This is a genomic window from Erwinia sorbitola, assembly GCF_009738185.1.
Lineage (GTDB): Bacteria > Pseudomonadota > Gammaproteobacteria > Enterobacterales > Enterobacteriaceae > Erwinia > Erwinia sorbitola.
On sequence record NZ_CP046509.1, the window covers coordinates 1,555,524 to 1,577,272 of the forward strand.

Below are 21,749 nucleotides of genomic sequence, written 5' to 3' on the forward strand. Positions count from 1 at the left end.
GTCAGAGATGTCTGACCCCTACGCGAGTTTACTTAACCTGCTGGCCCGGCTGCGCACCGCTATCCGGACTAAGCAGGAAGATATCTTTCCCACCAGGGCCTGCCGCCATCACCATGCCTTCTGAAATACCAAAACGCATTTTACGTGGGGCAAGGTTTGCCACCATTACCGTCAGGCGGCCTACCAGCACCGCCGGATCGGCGTAGGCTGCACGGATGCCTGAGAACACCTGACGTTTTTCACCACCAAGATCGAGCGAAAGACGCAGCAGCTTGTCGGAACCCTCAACAAACTCCGCATTTTCGATCAGCGCAATACGCATATCGATTTTGGCGAAATCGTCAAAACTGATGGTGTCCTGAATCGGATCGTCAGCCAGTGGGCCAGTAGCGGGCGCTTTCGCCGCCGCCGCATCTTCTTTCGAAGCTTCAATCAGGCCGTTAACTTTATCCATCTCAATTCGACCATATAGTGCTTTAAATGGCGAAATACTGTGGTTAAGCAGCGGCTGCTGAATGCCATCCCAGCTCAGTTCCTGATTGAGGAAGGCTTCAGTACGGGCGGTCAGCGACGGCAGTACCGGCTTCAGCCAGGTCATCAGTACGCGGAACATATTGATACCCATTGAGCAGATGGCCTGCAGCTCGGCGTCACGGCCTTCCTGCTTCGCCACCACCCACGGTGCCTGCTCGTCAACATAGCGGTTGGCGACGTCGGCCAGTGCCATAATCTCGCGCACCGCACGGCTGAACTCACGGCTTGCCCAGGCTTCACCAATGCTGGCAGATGCATCAGTAAAGGTCTTATACAGCGCCGGGTCTGCCAGTTCAGCAGAAAGCTGACCGTTAAAGCGTTTAGTGATAAAACCAGCGTTACGCGAGGCCAGGTTAACCACTTTATTAACGATGTCGGCATTAACACGCTGCACGAAATCTTCCAGATTCAGGTCGATATCGTCGATACGCGAAGAGAGTTTCGCCGCGTAGTAGTAACGCAGGCTGTCGGCGTCCAGATGTTGCAGCCAGGTGCTGGCCTTGATAAAGGTGCCGCGCGACTTAGACATTTTCGCACCGTTAACCGTGACATAACCATGTACAAACAGGTTAGTTGGCTTACGGAAGTTGCTGCCTTCCAGCATCGCCGGCCAGAACAGGCTGTGGAAGTAGACAATATCTTTGCCGATAAAGTGATAAAGATCGGCATCGGAATCTTTCTGCCAGAAGGCGTCAAAGTCGATATCACCACGTTTGTCGCACAGGTTCTTAAACGAGCCCATATAGCCGATTGGTGCATCCAGCCAGACGTAGAAATATTTACCCGGGGCACCAGGAATTTCAAAGCCGAAATATGGTGCATCGCGTGAGATATCCCACTGCTGCAAGCCGGATTCGAACCACTCTTGCATTTTGTTCGCCACCTGCTCCTGCAGCGCACCTGAGCGCGTCCAGGCCTGCAACATGGCGCTGAATTCCGGCAGATCAAAGAAGAAGTGCTCGGAATCACGCATGACAGGCGTAGCGCCAGAGACCACTGACTTAGGATTAATCAGTTCAGTTGGGCTGTAAGTAGCTGAACAGACTTCGCAGTTATCGCCATACTGATCCGGTGCCTTACATTTCGGGCAGGTGCCTTTAACGAAGCGATCGGGCAGGAACATGCCTTTTTCCGGGTCGTAAAGCTGAGAGATAGTGCGGTTCTTGATAAAACCGTTCTCTTTCAGACGGGTATAGATCAGCTCCGACAGCTCGCGGTTCTCTTCGCTGTGCGTCGAGTGATAGTTGTCATAGCTGATATCAAAACCGGCAAAATCGGTCTGATGTTCCTGACTCATATCAGCAATCATCTGCTCCGGCGCGATGCCCATCTGCTGTGCTTTCAGCATGATCGGGGTGCCGTGTGCGTCATCGGCACAGATGAAGTAAACCTGGTTGCCGCGCATTCGTTGGTAACGAACCCAAATATCTGCCTGGATATGCTCGAGCATGTGGCCGAGATGAATGGAACCGTTAGCGTACGGCAGTGCGCACGTTACCAAAATTTTTTTTGCGACTTGAGTCATAGCGAGACTTAGCTCATACCTGTTAAAAAAGGGCTTTAGATGGTAACCGATTGGCTGACCCTGCGTAAACAAGGGGTTCAACTCACAGTGGTTTTTCCCCACCAGCTGAGTCAGCCATGAGCAGATCTGATATGCTTATTGCATCGATCCAGAAGCACAGTATCAAGGAAACCAGATGAATTCACAATCCCAGGGAGCACACTCCCCTGAAGCGCTGCGCGCTATCGTCATGGGCGTGCTGACCACCTTTGAACATCCCACACTGCAACACAATCTTACGGCACTGAAGGCGCTGCGCCACTGTGCGTTGCTGGATAATACCCTGCATATCGAACTGACGATGCCGTTTGTCTGGCAGGGGCCGTTTGAGGCGTTAAAAGAGGCGGTGAGTGCTGAACTGCTGCGTCTCACCGGGGCGGTAGCGATCTCCTGGCGTTTAACGCTGAACGTGGCGACGCTGCAACGGGTGAAGAATCGTCCAGGCGTTAACGGCGTGAAGAATATTATTGCCGTCAGCTCGGGCAAGGGCGGGGTGGGCAAATCGACAACGGCGGTGAATCTGGCGCTGGCGCTCGCGGCTGAAGGAGCGAAGGTCGGCCTGCTGGATGCGGATATTTATGGCCCCTCAATCCCCGATATGCTCGGCACCGAGGATCAGCGTCCGACTTCGCCTGATGGTACCCATATGGCGCCGATTATGGCACACGGCCTGGCGACCAACTCCATTGGCTATCTGGTGACCGAAGATAACGCCATGGTGTGGCGCGGGCCGATGGCGAGTAAGGCGCTGATGCAGCTGCTGAACGAGACATTATGGCCGGAGCTGGACTATCTGGTGCTGGATATGCCGCCAGGAACCGGCGATATCCAGCTTACGCTGGCGCAAAACGTGCCGGTTACCGGAGCGGTGGTCGTGACCACGCCGCAGGATATTGCGCTGATTGATGCACGCAAAGGCATTGTGATGTTTGAAAAAGTGAATGTTCCGGTGCTGGGCGTGGTGGAAAATATGAGCATGCATATTTGCAGCCAGTGTGGTCATCATGAAGCTATTTTTGGCACGGGTGGCGCGGAAAAACTGGCGGAGCAGTATCATACTCGCCTGTTGAGCCAGCTGCCGCTGCATATCAGCCTGCGTGAAGATCTGGATAATGGCGAGCCGACGGTTATCCGTCGTCCTGAGAGTGAATTCACCGCGCTTTACCGTCAGCTTGCGACGCAGGTGGCCGCACAGCTGTACTGGCAGGGTGAAGTTATTCCGGAAGATATCGCCTTCCGCGCCGTCTGATTTACCCCGCCGCCATCCGGCGGCGGCCATTACGCCGGTCTGACGTGGCGCTGTTGAAACCCATCCACCATTGAATAGTCGAAATCGATTTTACCGGCGTCAAACAGCTGGTTAATCAACGTGAAGTCATTATCCGGTGTGACGTTACAACGATGATTAAGCAGGATGTCCTGAATGGTAAATGCGCGATCGCCACGGGCGATACGGTTGAGGTATTGCAGCATGTCGTACGCACGCAAACTTACGCCAGCCTGTTCGTGAGGGGGTCTGCTTGTCATCGAATATGTCCATCTTTTAATTTTATACCCGAAATTACTCGGGGTGCAGGCTTAAAGTATGACGGTATTATAAGCCGTTGTGCTTAATCGAGGGCAAGCCGATTTTATATCTTAGTGAAATCAGCCGCAGCAGCGTACAGCCGATAATAGCGCACCAGGCACTCCAGAATTGCGGGATTATTCCGGCGGATCCTGTCAGTTGAATTGCGGCACCTACCAGCGCTGCGCTGGCGTATATATCCTGGCTGAAGATGGCAGGGGGTTTACCGGTTAGCAGATCGCGCAGGCTACCGCCGCCTACGGCACTGATACAGCCAAGTAACAGAGAGAGTTCAATATTTTGCGTGTGCTCCCAGGTTTTATTCGCGCCGTAGGCGGCGAAAAAGCCCAGACCAAGTGCATCGAAGAACAGCGTGGCTTTCTCGAAAGAGAGGATCAGACGCTGAAAAAAGGCTACGCAAATCATCGCTGCAATAATAATCAACAGATAGGCCGAACTGACAAGCCCGGCAGGAGGAAGGCTGGCAATGCAGATATCGCGGATCACGCCGCCGCCAACAGCCGTTGCCGCTGTCAGTACAAATACACCGAAAATATCATAATCTTCGCGTACCCCAGCGGTGGCACCGCTTAGGGCAAAGGCCAGCGTCCCGACCAAATCAACAATATGGAAAACATTCAACATGTCACAAACCCTGGTGAGCGTGAAAAATGATTTTCCAGCGCATCTTTAAAGGGCTACAGATAGCCCTTAATACGCGTAATCGTCTTGAGCAGAGAGTGTGGTCATCAGAATTACAGCACGTAATGCATCAGCAAATACTCGCCCTGTTCACTCTCCCCGTCTGCTACCACACGCCAGCCATGTTTTTTATAGAAGCTCTGCGCCTGCACGTTTTCGGCAAGGCACTTAAGGGCACCGGTAGAGGTGAAGGTTTTCTGCACTGCCTGAAGGAGCGCGCTGCCTGCGCCGCTGCCCTGCCAGGCCGGATCGATAAACAGACTGTGCAGGAAGTTATCGTTTTGCAGCACGGCGGCGAATCCAACGCGGTGACCGTCTTCCTCGGCCACCAGCACCCGCTCGCCCAGCGTCACCTGGTCGAAATCTTCCAGCTGCCACTGGCTGTCGTCCAGCCATGTCCAGTTGGCTTTGCGTGAGGCAAGAAACAGCGTGCGTAGAAACGGCCGGTCAGCTTCAGTAAAAGGACGGATTATCATCGTGAAACTCCTGCAAAAAATACGCCGGGTGGCAATGGCGCAGAGTTTATCGCAAAAGCGCACGGGTAACAGCCAAACGCCGCAGCTGGAACGTAAAGATAGCGCGAACTGTTTTTCAAGATGAAAAAAAGAGATGAGGCTGTCATCTCTTTTATAATTACTTCAGGCGGTTACTTCATCTTAAGCGCAATTTCAGCCACATATTTCCCCTGATGCTTTGCGATGGCCAGCTCGTGTGCAGTTGGCTGACGAGAACCATCTCCGCCCGCCAGCGTTGAGGCACCATAAGGCGTTCCGCCCCGCACTTCGGAAATATCAAACAGCTCTGGGGTGCTGTAACCGATAGGAACAATAATCATCCCGTGGTGCGCCAGGGTGGTCCAGGTGGAGGTAATGGTCATCTCCTGCCCGCCGCCCGTACCGGTAGAGGTGAAGACGCTGGCGACTTTCCCTACCAGCGCGCCCTTTGCCCACAGACCACCGGTCTGATCAAGGAAGTTACGCATCTGGCCCGACATATTACCGAAGCGGGTTGGGGTGCCAATGATGATCGCATCGTAGTCGGCAAGTTCCGTCGGGCTGGCAACTTCTGCTTTCTGATCGGTTTTGCCGCCGTACTGTTTAAACGTCTCGCTGTTCATCGTTTCCGGGACGCGCTTGACGAATACTTCTGCACCCGTGACGCTACCCGCGCCTTCGGCCACCTGGTAGGCCAGCGTTTCAATATGCCCATACATTGAGTGATAAAGGACTAAAATCTTAGACATTCTATTTTCCTCATTGAGATGGATAATGCGTTCTGGTGACAGGGAATACTTAAGGATGAGATTTGTTCGCATCTCTTTATGCAGGTGACGACTGATGGTAAGTCTAGCTCCGCCAGCGCGTTATGCCGTATCCCCGGTACAAATAGAGCATCTTTCGACCTCCGATCGCTCTGAGGCATCAGGCATCATCTCAATCTCTTAGCTGATGCCGATATAGCGCAACAGGGCGGTCACTGCTGCTGCGGCAATGATTACCACAATCAGGGGGACTTTACGCCACGCCAGCAGCATGGCAACTGCCACACCGGTTACCCGCGCCATGCCGGCAAAGTGCGTACCTTCGTAAAACATATTGCCAAGCGCCACCGCGAACAGCAGCGTGGTCGCCGCATCGGACAATAGTTTGCGTGTGTTTTCCGACAGCGGCATCCGGTTGCCCAGGGTGGCCCCGGCAAAACGCATCAACCATGTTCCGCCAGCCAGCAGTGCGATGCCGCCGATAATCAACATATTGTCAGCCATTATTTTCTCCTCGCCAGCAGACCCGCCAGTGAAAGCAAGACCGGCAAGCCAACGGGTGTAAAGGGCACGGCCAGCAGCGACAGCGCCGCGCCGCAGGAAGCTCGCGTCAGCGTAACGCGGGATTTCAGCGCGGGAAGCACCAGCGCCATGATGATGGCGGGAAATACCGCATCGAGGCCAATCATCTGTGTGTCCGGCAGAAACTTACCGATGACACTGCCCAGCACTGCGCCCACGGGCCAGATAACGGCTACGCCGAGGCCACACAGCCAGAAGGCAGCCTTGCGCTGCTGCTGCGTGGACTGCGACAGGCCAAACACCACGCTTTCGTCGTTCATGATATGGCATCCCAGCAGTGCGGAGAGACGTGAACCGACCAGATCCCGTACGGCGATACCAAAGGGGAAGTGGCGCGCATTCACCAGCAGTCCGGCCACCGCAGCGGCCAGCGGGTTACCCCCTCCGGCGACAATGGCAATAAACATAAACTCGGAGGCGCCAGCCAGAACAAACAGACTGGAGAACAGCGGCACCCATAGCGGGAAACCATAGGCGGTAGCCAGTGAACCGTAGGAGATCCCCACCACGCCAACCGCCAGGCAAATCAGATAAATGGCTTTACGCGTGTCCCGACTAAGCGATGAAAAATGAGCGCTGAACATAAGGCTTTTACCATAACGAACGAAATTTCCATTATAATGAACGTAGTTTAAAATAAGGTCAATACGAACGTTTTGTTCGTTTTATCGAACGGTAAGGTGAGAAATGACACAGCCCATTGCGATAATTGCACAAAGTTTAATCCGGGAGCGTACGCTGGCTGGCCTGTCGCTGGCCGAAGTCGCCAGGAGGGCGAATATTGCGAAATCGACGCTGTCGCAGCTGGAAGCCGGGAATGGTAATCCCAGCCTGGAAACGCTGTGGGCGCTCTGCGTTGCGCTGAATATTCCGTTTGCGAAACTGCTGGAACCTGTGAGTCATCAAACTCAGGTAATACGGCGTGGCGAAGGGATGAAAGTGGTGGCCGGAGAGGCCAACTATCAGGCGATCTTACTGGCCAGCTGCCCGCCCGGAGCGCGGCGCGATATCTATTTGCTGATGGCACAACCCGGCGCAGATCGTCTGTCGCAGCCCCACCTTGTTGGCTCGGTGGAGCATATTATCGTGACGCAGGGGCGCGCCCTGGTAGGACTTAAGGATGCCCCGGAAACTCTGGAGCCTGGAGATTACATCTGCTATCCCGGCGACCGCGAACATATCTTTAAGGCGCTGGAACCGGACACGCTGGCGCTGCTGGTGTCGGAGCAGGGATAGAGGGGTAGCGGGTATGCAAGGACGCTGCTTCTCCCTTATTCTGTCCATCTCTGAGTGCGTGACTGAGCACATTAAATTAAGTTGTTAATGACTCGGGGTGCCGTTCCTTTCCAAAGCGACGGCTGAGAAAAACCCGCATAATCTGAACTGGATAATGCCAGCGTAGGGGCCGAAATTCGGCCTACTGATCATGACATTGACTCTCTTTTTGTCGGTACGTAATGCACTTGAGGTACAAAAAGGGTGTATTTATGGGGCACAAAACTCTTCCATACACGTTTCAACCAAACGGTAATTACTCTCTACAGGTCTGGCTTTCATATGGCAGGATGTATAAAAAATCACTCCTTACTGATAGTTATGGCGAAGCCTTGCTCATGAAGTTGACTCTATTTTTTCCGTCCGTAATGCACTAAGCAGTCTGACAAGTGGTAAAAATGGATAATGTTTTTATTGGTATATAAAGGAGCCATAAGAGGTGAGCTCGAAAAGCTGGAAAAGTCACAGATAAAATCTGATGTAGGCAGCCAGCGTCACTACTTCCTGATAGCCGAGGGAGGGCTGGTGAAAACGCACAATATTACCTGACGGGTCTTTATCCATCCGAAGATAATCGGATGGGGGGGAATTACGTTAATATTTAGTGGAAAGAGCGGATTTTCAGAAGTGGCAGGTACGAACATGACTAAGCCAGGCAAAGTGTTTGCGGATCTACGTGAGCAAGCCAGCAGTTTTTTTCTGTGATGGCTGGTTCGGTGAAAACCCCTTTGTACCTACAGCAGACCACGAAAAATCTGAGGGATCACTAAATGCTATTTTACATGCGTTGTCTTATCTTCATTATATTATGTCTCGATGGAATTGATTGGGCGTTAGTAAATGGCCAAACTTCATGTTTGGCTATATGCTGTATTAAGCCTAAATGAAAGGTGGTAAGTAAAAAACTGATAGCATCATGAATAATAAAACAATTCCAATAATAGAGAGTCGTGCTTTTATACGTAACCAATCGGTGTACTGATTGGGAAGTTCTTTAATGAAGCGGATTTGTTCGTTATCCATTTCTCTGGTATAGAATGAGTTTTCCTTAAAGTATAAGGCCTTGATAAAAAACGCATCACGCATAAACGAAAAAAAAGACCCTCCATTTTTATAAATTAAAACTTCTGCTGGTTCCGTTCCAAATTTATCAACAAATAGCGAGCAGAGTGTAATGAACTTATCCTTCGTAACTCTGTTGTGAACAACTGAAATAACACCATTAAGTATAAGACATAAACACAATACTACTCCAATTTCATTTTGGTGCATAACTATAAAATCAATGACCGAAGGTATCATACAGCTGTTCTCCACTCCATTCGCCAAATACACCACCGGCGCTACTCCCCGCATAGCCCAAACTTGTGCCGGCTATCACGATACAAATAAGCCCGCCAACACCAGCAGTACCTGCGCCGATAGCAACGCAAAGAGGCATAGCTAAAGCTCCTCCAGCAACACCAACGCTAGTACCTAATGCAAAACTACCTATTTCTGTGTACTTCTTCTTAGTACATTCAGCCTCACGACCCACCGAACAGGCCTCATTGATTTCATTCATGGAATGAACTGCACTGAACGCTATTCCAATATATCCGGTATAACGCATTGCTTTTACATATTTAGCAGCACGCTCGATATGTGTTGCGTAACCTTCTATATCGCCGACTCCTGCCTTATTCCATTTATGCGTGATCGAACTGGTTGATAAACCGAGTGCATTTTTTAATTTAGTATACTCACCGAGTTTCATAGCCTTATTCAGGAAGCCGAATTTAAGCACTGATTCAAGCTCTTTAAACAACTGGCTGCGTTTCACGTAAAATTGTTCACCGATTAACGCACCTCGCGTTATGTAGGTATTTTTATATGTTGTCTGAATCTCTTTGAGAATTTTTTCGATATTCTCAAAATATTTTCCTACCGGGTCGGCTGCAAGTCCAATGCCTTTATCAGCAATGTTAGAAAAGTTGGCAATGGTTGCATAATGCTTATGCAGGAAATTAGCTTCTTCATACGTCAGCGGATCAAGGGCCGCATCAACCCGCGCTTTTGCCTGCTGCATGTGGAGTATTTGTTCGCTGTCCTGTTTTTCAGGATCAACAATCAGCAGAATAGAACCGGCTTTGTATTCCTTACCTGTACCGTTAAGTAAGCGATAAAGTTCTCGCGTCCCATCAGGTTGAACACCTGCAAACAAAGTGTTTTCGAAAGAGTCAGTGGTTGATTGTTGCGGAATCAGGCAGAAACCAGCATCTACACCCGTGCGCTTTTTCTTAGCAGTTTGGTCGCGCTGCTCCGGATCTGTTGGTGTTGTTGCCCATGTGGTTCTGGGGGGCGCATTGATCTGAACTGTGTCTGGTGCAATCAGGAAGTTTGTACCATTCGGACAGCTACAAACGATAGGGGAACCATCTACTGCGGCATCCACACCCTCGTTTGATTGCCTGTAATCACCGGAAGCAATAAACCCAATTTCCCCACATTTAGGGCAGGGGGACGTTTTGTCTCCAATAAACAGTTGTAATTTACCCATAACGGTGATGCCTGATCTGCCTGCATAGCATTCAGAACCCGTAGAGGTTTTATCACCATCAAGGCCAACGTTCCTACCGTGAACGATGCAGCCTCTATTAACCGATGCCATCGTCAATCTCCTTATTTCAAAAACTATCTGCAACAATTCCCCGCCACTGCCTCCTTTTCTCAAATGCTGCCAGCATGTCGGAAGATAGTTTATAGGTATATTGCTGCATAAATCCCTATGCATGTTTGGTAGATAATAGCTGTGATTATTTTACAAATAATATTCACACAAGCAACAAGTATCAGGATTAAATAAATCTACGTTTCGTTGATTTTTTTACCTGTATGTTGAACAACGCACAACAGAAATATCGAAGACCGTCAGGAAGGGTTTTATTTTTCGACGGAAGGCACTTAAAGACACCTTCTGGTTTATGTATGGGATTGCCAAAAGAGAAAGTCTTAACCGGGCTGGCAAGCTTGCATCCACAAGCGACTTCCCCTAATCTGGCAAAAAGTATAGAGATTCTATCTAAATGACTCGGGGTGCCGTTCCTTTCCAAAGCGACGGCTGAGAAAAACCCGCAACACCTGAACTGGATAATGCCAGCGTAGGGAAGTCAGATGCCTGACCGGCATCGCCTTCTTGATCGCCGGTTGGGAGACAATATGATCCAACCTCAACACCACAGCCATGCTGATGTGGCCCACTCTCTGAAGCAGTATCAACAACAATCCCCCCTGATTCACTGCATGACCAACGATGTGGTTCAGACCTTTACTGCCAACGTACTGCTGGCGCTGGGTGCTTCCCCGGCAATGGTGATCGATGCGGAAGAAGCTGCGCAGTTCAGCGCTATTGCCGATGCGCTGCTGATTAACGTCGGAACCCTGACGCGCGATCGCAGTGGCGCAATGCTGGCAGCAATTAAGGCTGCTAACGCAGCCGGACGTCCATGGACATTGGATCCGGTTGCGGCAGGCGCTCTGGATTTCCGTACCACCTTCTGCCATCAGGCTCTTGCGCTCAAGCCTGCCGCTATACGCGGTAATGCCTCGGAAATTATGGCGCTGGCAAAGCTGGAGGTCAGCGGGCGGGGCGTGGATAGCCAGCATTCATCGACAGCGGCATTACAGGCGGCGTTGCTGCTGGCTGCTGAAACCGGCGCGGTGGTGGCGGTGACGGGTGAAGTCGATTTTGTGACCGACGGCGTGCGCATTATCAGTGTGCACGGCGGTTCACCGCTAATGACGCGTGTGGTGGGTACGGGTTGTGCGCTGTCGGCGGTGGTGGCTGGATTTGCTGCACTGCCGGGCGATCGGCTGCTTCATATTGCCAGTGCCTGCCGCGTGGTGGCGCTGGCGGGAGAGCGCGCAGCAGCGGTGGCACAGGGGACGGGCAGCTTTATTCCCGCATTTCTCGATGCTCTCTATCAACTGCATCCGGAGGGGCTGGTATGAAACGCATTAACGCCATGACTATTGCCGGAACCGATCCAAGCGGTGGTGCCGGGATCCAGGCCGACCTCAAAGCCTTCTCCGCGCTGGGTGCCTATGGCACCAGCGTTATTACGGCGCTGGTGGCGCAAAATACCACCGGCGTGCAGTCGGTCTATCGCATTGAACCAGAATTTGTCGCAGCACAGCTCGATTCTGTGCTGTCGGATGTGCGTATTGATACCATCAAGATCGGTATGCTGGCTGAAAGCGCCATTGTCGAGGTGGTGGCCGATCGTCTTAAACAGACCTCCGTGCCCTGGGTGGTGCTGGATACGGTTATGCTGGCAAAAAGTGGCGATCCGCTGCTCTCTGCCGAGGCTGTTACCACTCTGCGTGAGCGCCTGCTACCCCTGGCTTCCCTGATTACGCCCAATCTGCCCGAAGCCGCTGCGCTGCTGGCCTGCGATCCGGCACGCAACGAGCAGGAGATGCGAGAGCAGGGGCGGGCGCTGCTGGCATCAGGCTGTCAGGCGGTGCTGATGAAGGGCGGCCATCTCAGCGACTCGGAAAGCCCGGACTGGCTGTTTACCCGGCAGCTGGAGCAGCGCTTTACCGCTCCACGTATTAACACCCGCAACACACACGGCACCGGCTGTTCGCTATCGGCGGCGCTGGCGGCGCTGCGCCCGCGTCATGATGACTGGGTAAGTACGATGCAGGCGGCCAGGCACTGGTTGCAGGGGGCACTGGAGCAGGCAGACTCGCTGGAGGTAGGGCACGGACACGGGCCGGTACATCATTTTCATCAGTGGTGGTAAGAGGCAGCGCTCTTTCGTGCGGTTAGTTGTGAAAAATGGAGTTAGCAATTTGCCTTAATCACTGTTTTGGGGCCACGCTGTTAGGGTCAGAAAACTGACCAGCGGATCCTGAAGAGGATCCTCACTCATTTTAACAGGAGTTATCATGACGGACATCGTACAGTTATTGGGCAAAGAAGCAGACTCTCTTTTGCAACATCGCTGCATGACTATTCCAGCGGACAACCTCTATCTTCCCGGGGCGGACTATGTGGATCGGGTAATGGTCGATAATAACCGTCCCCCGGCTGTTTTACGCAATATGCAAACCCTGTATAACACCGGACGTTTAGCCGGGACAGGTTACCTCTCTATCCTTCCCGTTGATCAGGGCGTCGAGCACTCGGCTGGTGCCTCATTTGCCGCTAATCCGCTCTATTTTGATCCGAAAAACATTGTGGAGCTGGCGATTGAAGCGGGCTGTAACTGCGTGGCATCCACCTATGGTGTGCTCGCCTCGGTCTCGCGCCGTTATGCGCATCGTATTCCTTTTATGGTCAAGCTGAACCATAACGAGACGCTGAGTTATCCCACGCAGTATGATCAGACGCTGTACGCCAGCGTTGAGCAGGCGTTTAACCTGGGCGCGGTGGCGGTTGGCGCGACCATCTACTTTGGCTCCGAGCAGTCACGGCGTCAGATTGAAGAGATTTCCGCAGCCTTCGAACGCGCCCATGAGCTGGGCATGGTCACGGTGCTGTGGGCATACTTGCGTAATAACGACTTTAAAAAAGATGGTGTGGATTATCATGCCAGTGCCGATCTTACCGGGCAGGCAAACCATCTTGCCGCCACCATTGGTGCCGATATTGTGAAGCAGAAGATGGCAGAAAATAACGGCGGTTATACAGCAGTAAAATTCGGCCATACCGATGAGCGTGTTTACTCTACCCTGACTACCGATAATCCTATCGATCTGGTGCGTTACCAGCTGGCAAACTGCTATATGGGCCGGGCCGGGATGATTAACTCCGGCGGGGCAGCGGCAGGGGATACCGATATCGCTGAATCTGTACGCACGGCGGTGATCAATAAGCGCGCCGGTGGGATGGGGCTGATTTTAGGACGTAAAGCCTTTAAAAAATCGATGAAGGACGGAGTGGCGCTGATTAATTCGGTGCAGGATGTCTATCTGGCTAAAAACGTTACTATCGCCTGACAGGCTATTTAACTGGCGATTTTGAACGCTGCCGTGCACCGATCCTCACGCACTGTATATACGCGATGGTTCCGGTGCGCTGGCAGCGTCCATTCTGGTCACAGAGCAAATTTTACCGCAGAACAGGTTTTACAGCGCTTCAAACCACTCGCTGTTCTGTTCGGCAATCGGCGTGATGGAGAAAATCATCTCCTGTAAATGGCGGCGCAGCGCCTGCTCTGCGGCATCGGCATCTTTAGCGCACAGCGCCTGGTAAATCTGGCGGTGCTGTTCAATCAGACTTTCCGGCGGTGACACTTTACTTAGCGTCAGAAAGCGGACGCGATCCATCGTTGCTTTAATATTTTCCACTGTCTCCCACGCCAGTTCACAGCCTATGCTTTGTGCAATCAGGCGGTGAAATTCATCGTCCAGCAGCAGAAATGCCTGACTGTCGTGGCGATCGGCTGCCAGCTTTTGTAATTGCAGATTATGTTCCAGCTCTGCCAGTCCGGCAGCGGTCGCTTCTGCGGCGGCACGGCGCACTACTGCCACTTCCACGGCTTCACGAATAAAACGACCGTCTGCCACGCGCTGGGCGGAAATCTTTCGTACAAATGTGCCGCGTTGCGGAAGAACCTGCACCAGACCCGCTTCTGCCAGTTTAATAAAGGCTTCACGTACCGGCTGACGTGAGACGTTAAAGCGCGTGGAAACCTCTTTTTCCGACAGCAGGGAGCCGGGATGGATGGCGCAGGTGACAATATCCTGACGCAAAAAACGGTAAATCTGCTGATTTACCGGTTCACTGGCGGTGATGGTATAAACGGTCGGCATTCGGCAACTTCCCTTTAACGGCGGGGCAACCGCCCGCCTGCACATGGCGTGAAAGCCTTCAGTCTAATCAGCCAGGCGCATCCGCGCCAGAGTTAAACACCGGCAACCAGCTGATGCACCGTTTCTTTTGCGCCCTGGCTTAACAGCAGGCGGTAAAAATGGTTAACCTGCTGAACAAACTGCGCGTTGTTGGCTAAATCCTCGCCAAATATATGTTTCAGCCCCAGCAGCGCGCTGACGCGCGGTTCCCCTTCGGCGCTTTCCGCTACCCGTTTTGCCAGCTCATCGCGCAGCGGATCGTTGATAACAATAGGCTGGCCCTGTTCGTCGCGGCCGCCGACATAGCGTATCCAGCCTGCAACGCCCAGTGCCAGCAGATCGAAATTGCTCTGACGGGCGAGGTGCCAGCGGATACTGTCGAGCCAGCGCTGCGGCAATTTCTGGCTGCCATCATTGGCAATCTGCGCGGTGCGGTGTTTGATGGCACGGTTACTGTAACGGGTAAGCAGCGAGTCAGCGTAGGCGGTAAGGTCAACGCCCGTGGTGCGCAGCGTTGGGGCCTGCTGCTCCAGCATCAGCTGGCGTGCCGCCTGCCTGAAATGGCTATCGGTCATACAGTCGCTGATATGCTGATAACCGGCGAGGTTACCGAGGTACGCCAGAAACGAATGGCTGCCGTTCAGCATGCGCAGCTTCATCTCTTCAAATGGCAATACGTCAGCCACCAGCTCGGCCCCTGCCAGTTCCCACGCCGGGCGACCGCTGACAAAGTTATCTTCAATCACCCACTGGAAGAAGGGTTCACAGGCTACCGCGACCGGATCGTCGCAGCCCAGCTTTTCACTTAAGGCATGATGGGTTTCATCTGTCATTGCCGGAACAATGCGGTCAACCATCGTTGAGGGGAAGGTGAGATGCTGCTGGATCCATTCGGCCAGCTCTGGCGACTGCTGGCGCGCCAGCGCGGTAATAACGTTGCGGGTAACGTGACCATTTTCCGGCATATTATCACAGGACATCACGCTGAAAGGGGCCAGTCCGCGTTCGCGACGGCGGCGTATAGCGGCGAGAATAATGCCCGGTAGCGACTGCGGGGCGTTGGGGTTAGCCAGATCGTGAAGAATGGCTGGGTGTTCAAGGTTGAGTTCACCGCTGGCCGGAAGGTGGCAGTAGCCTTTCTCGGTTACCGTCATGGAAACAATCGCCACCTCGGGCTGGCACAGCGCCTCCAGTACCGCTTCAATACCGTCAGACTGACCGTGCAGGGCGGCGGTCACCACGCCAACCACCCGCAGGTTAAGCTGGTCATCGGCCATTTCAGCCACCGTGTAACAGAGCTGCTGCTGGCGCAGTGCAGTAATCAGTTCACCGCTGTTAAGATTGATTTCGCAGTAGCCCCAGTCGCTTCCCTGCTCGGCGGCGAGCCGGTCGCTACAGAGCGCCTGGTGAGCACGATGGAAAGCGCCAAAGCCGATATGAACCATACGGGTACGCAGCGCACTGCGGTTGTACTGTGGGCGTTGAACGTCGGGCGGCAGTCTATCAAAAGACAACATAACGCATCCTTAAACGAGAAACGGGTGGGCATATCCCACCCGCGATGATCAGACGGACACCGGAGTATCCAGTTTCTTCGGCGGTTTAATCACAAACAGAACCAGGCAGGCCCCCAGTGCAGCGACCACGCCCGCCAGCACAAAGGCGCTGTCGAACTTGCCGGTATGCTGCACGATATAGCCGGTGACTATCGGGCCAACAATGCCGGAGAGGCTGCCGATCAGGTGAATAAATCCGCTGATGCTGCCAACGCGACTTTTATGCACCACATCCTGAATAATCGCCCAGTAAATCGCCCCGGTGATATAGAGGAAGAAGATGGAGACCGACATCAGACCGACGGCGGAAGTGACCTCTTTTACCGTACCCGCGAAGGCGACACAAATTGCCGCTGCCATTAACGAGACCACCAGCACAATTTTGCGCGACAGCAGCAGCTTACCTGTAATTTTGAAGATTTTATCCGAGATAATTCCCCCCAGCGCCAGCCCGACGAAGCCGACGATCCACGGGATCATAGTGGTGATACTCATTGCCTTAATATCCAGAGCGTGTGCCTGCACCAGATAGGCGGGGAACCAGCTGAGGAAGAAGAACAAAATATAGTTGTAGCAGAAGAAGGCGAACGCCGTGACCAGGATAATTGGCTGACGCAGATAGTAGCCAAGGCCATGCTGCGACTGCGAAAGCTCCTCTTCCGGGCTGAGTTGTTCATCTTTCAGCTGTGCAATCAGGGCGCGTTCACGTTCGCTGATCAGCTTGCTCTTTAACGGATTATCGGCAGCAATAAAGAACCATACCACCATCCAGATAATGCCAATTGAGCAGATAATAGCGAAGGCCGGACGCCAGCCGAAGGCCAGTGCGAGGTAGCCAATAATCGGGCCTGCGACAGCGCCACCCAGAGGTGACCCGGCGCTTAACAGCCCCATTGCGGTAGCAGCCTGTTTTTTCGGGAACCAGCCATTGATCGCTTTATTTGCCGAGGCGCAGATTGGCCCCTCCGCCATGCCGAACAGCACACGCAGGATCAGCATTGACCAGAAGCCGGTAGCCAGTGCGGTAAAACCGCAGAAGAGCGACCACATTCCGACGGCAACCCCGAGGGTGATGGTCGGGCCGAATTTGTCGGTTGCCAGTCCACCAACGAAGTTAAAGATGGCATATCCGAAGAAGAAGCTGCCGAAAATCAGGCCAAACTCTTCTGCATTCAGCAGCAGGTCTTTTTCAATCATTGGCACCGTCAGAGAGAGCGCCACCCGGTCAAGGTAGTTAATCATGTAGACAAGGAACAGCAGCAGTACTATGGTCCAGCGCAGGTTTTTAAACATTTTTCTTTCTCCGCTTATTATCTTTTTTATTCAGCCAGGGTAGAGGTAAGCCGGGCGTTACCCGGCATTCTGAGCGTTAATTCATACTGATAATCACTTTGCAGCAGCTGCGCGGATCTTTTTCAAACAGCGTCATAGCCTGTTCGATATGGATCAGCGGCAGCGTATGGGTAACCAGCTTTTCCGGCTGTATCAGCCCCTGTTCCATCCACTCGATAACCTGAGGGAAGCGATGGCTGTTTAATCGTGAAGTAAACAGCGACAGCTCTTTACTGGTGAGGCTTTGCTGCGTCAGTGAGCAGGGTTCACTGGAGAAGCCCAGCAGGCCGATACGTCCGGCCGGTGAGGCAAGGGCAGCTGCTTCGGCGAGAATAGACGGGTGACAGGCGGCATCAATAATCAGCGTAGGTTGCACGCCGTTAAGCTGCTCTGCCAGCGGGGTGACGCTGTTGTTCAGTACCCGGTCAGCACCGTTGGCCAGCGCCATGGTGAGGCGCTCCTCAAGACGGTCAGCGACAATCACAGTTTTGACTTTATAGACGCCTTTCAGCACCTGAATGGCGGTAAGCCCCATCGGCCCGGCACCGTAAATCAGTGCTACATCATTCGGCTGTGGCTTAAGAAAGGCGCTGATATTAGCGGCGATGGTAAACGGTTCTACCAGACTGGCCAGTGTGTCCGGGATGGTGGCCGGCAGTGGGTAAGCATTGCCCTCCGGGGCCAGCGCATATTCACTGAATCCGCCATCTAGGTGCACACCAATCACCTGTAGTTCGCTACAGACATTGGGCCGGCCTACGGAGCACGGATAACAGTGACCACAGCTGACCACCGGATCAACTGCCACGCGCTCACCAATACGCGAACTGTCGACGCCGCTGCCCGTTGCATCGATCAGGCCGAAAAACTCATGGCCGATGACGCGCGGATAGCGGGCGAATGGATTATGTCCATGCCAGATATGAACATCGGAACCACAGATGCTGGCGTATTTAACTTTGATCCGTACTTCTCCTGCTGCCGGTTCCGGCAGGGGGCGATCCTGGAGCTGTAACTCGCCTGGGCGTTCAATAACGACACTTTTCATACTGTTTTCCTCACCAGTTCCACAGGGTGCCGTCTTCAAGACGGGCGACGGGAAGATAAGCAGGTTCGTAGGGATATTTCGCCGCCAGCTTTTCGTCGAACTCAATGCCAAGGCCCGGTTTGTCGCCAGGGTGCATATAGCCGTTATCGAAACTCCAGCTGTTAGGGAACACTTCCAGCATTTGCGCGGAGTAACCCATATATTCCTGTACGCCAAAGTTCGGCACCCAGAGGTCAAAGTGCAGCGCCGCTGCCATGCAGATCGGTGAAAGGTCTGATGGCCCGTGTGATCCGGTACGAACCTGGTATAACGAGGCGAAATCCGCGATACGGCGCATGCCGGTTATGCCGCCGGCATGGGTAATAGTGGTGCGGATATAATCGATAAGCTGTTCTTCAATCAGCTGTTTGCAGTCCCAGATGCTGTTGAAAACCTCACCGACGGCAATGGGCGTAACGGTGTGCTGACGTATCAGGCGGAAGCTCTCCTGATTTTCCGCCGGAGTAGGATCTTCCATCCAGAACAGGCGATAATCCTCCACGCTTTTGCCAAAGCGGGCGGCTTCAATCGGGGTCAGGCGATGGTGCATATCGTGCAGCAGGTGCTCGTTAAAGCCGAATTTATCGCGAATGGCGTCAAACAGTTTTGGGGTGAAGTCGAGGTACTTCTCGGTTGACCACAGCTGCTCTTCCGGGCGTGCACCTTTGGTAGCTGGTTCATAGGCTTCACCTTTGCCTTTTGCCATGCCGTAGGTGGTTTTCATTCCCGGCACGCCGCACTGGGCGCGAATAGCTTTGAAGCCCAGCTCTTTATGTTTGGCGTAGTCGTCCATCACTTCATCAATGCTGTGACCGGTGGTATGGCAATAAACCATTACCCCTGTGCGGGAAGCACCGCCCAGCAGTTGATATACCGGCATATTGGCCGCTTTACCTTTGATATCCCACAGCGCCTGATCCACGGCTGAGATCGCCGACATCGTGACCGGGCCGCGACGCCAGTAGGCACCTTTGTAGAAAAACTGCCAGATATCTTCAATCTGGTGGGCATCGCGCCCGATCAGCTGTGGGCAAACGTGATCTTTCAGATAAGACGCCACTGGCAGCTCGCGGCCGTTAAGTGTGGCATCACCGATACCGGTCAGCCCCTGGTCGGTGGTGATTTTTACCGTGACAAAGTTTCTGCCCGGGCAGGTAACAAAGACTTCTGCGTTAACAATTTTCATTCTGAACCGCCTTGTATGCCAACAATGGTGAAAAAATACGCCGATAACGTACTACCATACAAGTTGCGAGTTCAGGATTCGCGAGAGCGATCACATTTCATTGAGCGGCGGCGGGGAAGAAAAAAAGCGCCGTATGGCGCTTTAACAGAGTGGAGAAAACCCGTGGAATTACGGCGTAAGCGGTGATTGAGATTGAGCGGCGGCTTGTTTTTCTCTTGCAGCAAGAATCGCATCCCTGGCCTCAAGGGCTTCACGAAACTGCTGCGATCTTCTCTCAAGTGCTTTCTGTAAAGCAGCTTCCTGCTCCTGTTCATAAATAGCATTGCGGCGTACGTATGACATATCCCCTCCTGTTGGGTTGAAAGCCTGATTCCAGGGTGTTTCCTGAAACGAAATGTTTTTTTGCGATATGTTGATATATGCGTGATAACTTTTCATTATTAGCCAGAAATAGATACATACCAGCATGATACTTTTTATAGTGTGCAATTAGTGCTCTTTCTACATGCCGGATAATGTGTATGGCTGAAATATGATGCTGTAAGGGTTTCTCAAAGTGCTGCTTAGAGGCGGGAGCGCGTCGGGCATCAAAATTAACTTCATATGCGCCTTGTCTACTCAGCCTAAAGCCTTCATGTAAGCAGATTCCTGAATCATCAATATGTGTGATTTGCTGAAGGGTTATCACGTAATCAACATTTTTTGATGTGAAATCATTAAAGTAAGTAATTCGGTTAGAGTAAAGATAGAATGGTCTGAATTCCATTTCTATTACCGCCTTATTAATCTGAAATAAAGATTAAGTCACTTATCTGTTACGTCAGATAATAACGACACCACATAATAATTTCAGTTAAACAGTCGGGTTTATTTATTCTTTTGAAGCCAGCTCGCAAAAAATAATCCTGGCGGGTTAATGCCAGGATTAATAATGCCGATATATATGATAAATAATTACACCAGCAGTTCACAGGATGGCGGCAGGCGGCACTCCAGTGCATCGGGCATAACTTCAATACGAAACTCCGTGCCGGAGAGTGGTTCACCGTCGAGATTAAACGTCATTTCATTGGGCGCACGGATAGTCAGCCATGAAAGTGAAGCGGTGATCAGGCTGGGATTCTCTTCATTACTGGTCAGTTTATGTACCAGAGTAGAGAGCAGCTCCTGCGAGGTAGCGATACTCAGCTCCAGTTTGCCATCGTTAATCAGCGCTGTCGGGCAGAGACGCTGCCCGCCGCCTGCCTGGCGGCCATTGCCAATGCCGATTACCAGCGCATCACCCTGCCAGTGAAAATCCGGGCCTTCCAGCGTGCAGCTGTCGGCTTTTAGCGTATCCATGCGCATCAGGCCATGAATAAAGTAGGAGACGCCGCCCAGTGCAGATTTAAGTTTTTCCGGGGTTTCAACGGTGATGCGCGTGCCGAACCCTCCGGTAGCCATATTAATAAAGTAGCGATCGTCATTAACCCGTGCGAGGTCGATAGGGAAGGCTTTGCCGAGGATCGCCAGACGTAAAGCATTTTCCATTTCCATGGGAATGCCTGCGCTGGTGGCAAAATCATTGGCTGTTCCCAGCGGTACCAGACCCAGCACCGGACGATGTTCAGGAGATAGTCTGGCCAGCGCCGTCGCCACTTCATTGATGGTGCCGTCGCCGCCAGCGGCAATGACGGTTTTGGCCTTTAATGCTGCCGCTTCACGAACATAGCGCTCGCCGTCACCGTACTCCCAGGTGACGCGCACTTCCAGCGGGAAGCCCTCTTTACGCAGCGTGGCAATAGCCTCGCGCAGTGCTTCATTGCCCGCTTTTTTGCCATTTAAGATGGCCAGCGTAAGTGAATGTTCTTCCATTTTTAATCCCTGAAGGCATGTGGGTTTGCATCAACATACAGCATAACCTGCCACAGAGGGTTAACGCAGGGCGAAAAACCGAAGAGTTTTCTGAAAAAGTGGTAAAAAAAAGAATGGCCCGCACGGGGGAGCCGTGCGGGCCGAATGAGGTGGTCTATAACCGTTTCTTTATATGCCGCAGATATTTTGGCTGTGTTTAATCGCTCCAGTCACTTACTGGTGTAAGCTCCCGGGGATCTGTGCACTTACCGCTTTCCTGCAACGCTAAATTTCCCGGTTATAGTGATACCCTAAATAATTCGAGTTGCGAAAAGGTGGCAATCCATAAATCCCCGGCAGCATAGATAACTATGTGACCGAAGTGAATGGGTGAAGCCAACGCATCCGCAGCTTGAAGTATGACGGGTAG

At 52.6% G+C, this 21,749-nt stretch carries 21 protein-coding genes and 2 riboswitches; of the genes, 5 read left to right on the forward strand and 16 right to left on the reverse strand.

Going from position 1 to position 21,749, the window contains the following annotated elements:
• Window positions 1-28: 28 nt before the first annotated feature.
• Window positions 29-2,110 carry a methionine--tRNA ligase gene (metG, locus tag GN242_RS06925; protein WP_255476754.1) on the reverse strand — a complete coding sequence of 694 codons (2,082 nt, stop codon included), beginning with the start codon at window positions 2,108-2,110 and terminating at the stop codon, window positions 29-31.
• A 124-nt stretch (window positions 2,111-2,234) separates the two neighbouring features.
• Here metG and apbC point away from each other — a divergent pair, with 124 nt between their 5' ends.
• A complete protein-coding gene (gene apbC, locus GN242_RS06930; RefSeq protein WP_154751700.1) occupies window positions 2,235-3,347 on the forward strand; it encodes an iron-sulfur cluster carrier protein ApbC in 1,113 nt (370 codons plus the stop codon).
• Between the two features lie 29 nt (window positions 3,348-3,376).
• On the opposite strand, the gene GN242_RS06935 is transcribed toward apbC, so the two are convergent.
• The 6 genes from GN242_RS06935 to GN242_RS06960 form a co-directional block, all read right to left on the reverse strand.
• Window positions 3,377-3,625 (reverse strand): hypothetical protein, encoded by a 249-nt coding sequence (locus GN242_RS06935; RefSeq protein ID WP_154751699.1) that lies wholly within the window; start codon window positions 3,623-3,625, stop codon window positions 3,377-3,379.
• A gap of 67 nt (window positions 3,626-3,692) precedes the next feature.
• Window positions 3,693-4,310, reverse strand: coding sequence for a trimeric intracellular cation channel family protein (locus tag GN242_RS06940; protein WP_154751698.1), 618 nt, complete (start codon window positions 4,308-4,310; stop codon window positions 3,693-3,695).
• Window positions 4,311-4,420: 110 nt separating this feature from the next.
• Window positions 4,421-4,843 carry a GNAT family N-acetyltransferase gene (locus tag GN242_RS06945; RefSeq protein ID WP_154751697.1) on the reverse strand — a complete coding sequence of 141 codons (423 nt, stop codon included), beginning with the start codon at window positions 4,841-4,843 and terminating at the stop codon, window positions 4,421-4,423.
• A 170-nt stretch (window positions 4,844-5,013) separates the two neighbouring features.
• Window positions 5,014-5,610, reverse strand: coding sequence for an NAD(P)H:quinone oxidoreductase (wrbA, locus tag GN242_RS06950; RefSeq protein WP_156287114.1), 597 nt, complete (start codon window positions 5,608-5,610; stop codon window positions 5,014-5,016).
• Window positions 5,611-5,808: 198 nt separating this feature from the next.
• Window positions 5,809-6,132 (reverse strand): AzlD domain-containing protein, encoded by a 324-nt coding sequence (locus GN242_RS06955; RefSeq protein WP_156287115.1) that lies wholly within the window; start codon window positions 6,130-6,132, stop codon window positions 5,809-5,811.
• Window positions 6,132-6,794 carry an AzlC family ABC transporter permease gene (locus GN242_RS06960; RefSeq protein ID WP_156287116.1) on the reverse strand — a complete coding sequence of 221 codons (663 nt, stop codon included), beginning with the start codon at window positions 6,792-6,794 and terminating at the stop codon, window positions 6,132-6,134. Before GN242_RS06960 ends, GN242_RS06955 begins: the two co-directional genes overlap by 1 nt.
• Window positions 6,795-6,897: 103 nt before the next feature.
• Here GN242_RS06960 and GN242_RS06965 point away from each other — a divergent pair, with 103 nt between their 5' ends.
• Window positions 6,898-7,446, forward strand: coding sequence for a helix-turn-helix domain-containing protein (locus GN242_RS06965; protein ID WP_154751693.1), 549 nt, complete (start codon window positions 6,898-6,900; stop codon window positions 7,444-7,446).
• A gap of 83 nt (window positions 7,447-7,529) precedes the next feature.
• A riboswitch (TPP riboswitch) is annotated at window positions 7,530-7,630 on the forward strand.
• Window positions 7,631-8,364: 734 nt separating this feature from the next.
• Here the strand turns inward: GN242_RS06965 and GN242_RS06970 are convergent.
• Window positions 8,365-8,787 (reverse strand): hypothetical protein, encoded by a 423-nt coding sequence (locus GN242_RS06970; RefSeq protein WP_156287117.1) that lies wholly within the window; start codon window positions 8,785-8,787, stop codon window positions 8,365-8,367.
• Window positions 8,768-10,135: a PAAR domain-containing protein gene (locus tag GN242_RS06975; RefSeq protein WP_156287118.1), complete on the reverse strand. Its 1,368-nt coding sequence runs from the start codon at window positions 10,133-10,135 to the stop codon at window positions 8,768-8,770. The genes GN242_RS06970 and GN242_RS06975 overlap by 20 nt, the downstream gene beginning before the upstream one ends.
• Window positions 10,136-10,546: 411 nt before the next feature.
• Window positions 10,547-10,649: riboswitch (TPP riboswitch) on the forward strand.
• 34 nt (window positions 10,650-10,683) lie between these two features.
• On the opposite strand from GN242_RS06975, the gene thiM reads away from it, so the two are divergent.
• From thiM to fbaB, 3 genes are all read left to right on the forward strand, one after another.
• Complete coding sequence (gene thiM, locus GN242_RS06980) at window positions 10,684-11,475, forward strand: hydroxyethylthiazole kinase (protein WP_156287119.1); 792 nt, start codon at window positions 10,684-10,686, stop codon at window positions 11,473-11,475.
• Window positions 11,472-12,272: a bifunctional hydroxymethylpyrimidine kinase/phosphomethylpyrimidine kinase gene (gene thiD, locus GN242_RS06985; protein ID WP_156287120.1), complete on the forward strand. Its 801-nt coding sequence runs from the start codon at window positions 11,472-11,474 to the stop codon at window positions 12,270-12,272. The genes thiM and thiD overlap by 4 nt, the downstream gene beginning before the upstream one ends.
• 145 nt (window positions 12,273-12,417) lie before the next feature.
• Window positions 12,418-13,470: a class I fructose-bisphosphate aldolase gene (fbaB, locus tag GN242_RS06990; protein WP_154751682.1), complete on the forward strand. Its 1,053-nt coding sequence runs from the start codon at window positions 12,418-12,420 to the stop codon at window positions 13,468-13,470.
• A 129-nt stretch (window positions 13,471-13,599) separates the two neighbouring features.
• Here the strand turns inward: fbaB and GN242_RS06995 are convergent, their stop codons facing one another.
• The 7 genes from GN242_RS06995 to yegS all read right to left on the reverse strand — a co-directional run bounded on the left by GN242_RS06995 (window position 13,600) and on the right by yegS (window position 21,340).
• A complete protein-coding gene (locus tag GN242_RS06995; RefSeq protein ID WP_154751681.1) occupies window positions 13,600-14,286 on the reverse strand; it encodes a GntR family transcriptional regulator in 687 nt (228 codons plus the stop codon).
• 92 nt (window positions 14,287-14,378) lie between these two features.
• Window positions 14,379-15,842, reverse strand: coding sequence for a mannitol dehydrogenase family protein (locus tag GN242_RS07000; protein ID WP_156287121.1), 1,464 nt, complete (start codon window positions 15,840-15,842; stop codon window positions 14,379-14,381).
• Between the two features lie 48 nt (window positions 15,843-15,890).
• Complete coding sequence (locus GN242_RS07005; protein ID WP_156287122.1) at window positions 15,891-17,174, reverse strand: MFS transporter; 1,284 nt, start codon at window positions 17,172-17,174, stop codon at window positions 15,891-15,893.
• 76 nt (window positions 17,175-17,250) lie between these two features.
• Entirely contained in the window at window positions 17,251-18,261 is a 1,011-nt protein-coding gene (locus GN242_RS07010) for a Zn-dependent oxidoreductase (RefSeq protein WP_156287123.1), read from the reverse strand.
• A 10-nt stretch (window positions 18,262-18,271) separates the two neighbouring features.
• Window positions 18,272-19,486: a D-mannonate dehydratase ManD gene (gene manD, locus GN242_RS07015; RefSeq protein WP_154751677.1), complete on the reverse strand. Its 1,215-nt coding sequence runs from the start codon at window positions 19,484-19,486 to the stop codon at window positions 18,272-18,274.
• A 168-nt stretch (window positions 19,487-19,654) separates the two neighbouring features.
• On the reverse strand, window positions 19,655-19,828 hold the full coding sequence (locus tag GN242_RS07020; protein WP_156287124.1) for a hypothetical protein: 174 nt from the start codon (window positions 19,826-19,828) through the stop codon (window positions 19,655-19,657).
• A 612-nt stretch (window positions 19,829-20,440) separates the two neighbouring features.
• Window positions 20,441-21,340, reverse strand: a complete 900-nt coding sequence (gene yegS / locus GN242_RS07025) for a lipid kinase YegS (RefSeq protein ID WP_156287125.1) — start codon at window positions 21,338-21,340, stop codon at window positions 20,441-20,443.
• Between the last annotated feature and the right edge of the window lie 409 nt (window positions 21,341-21,749).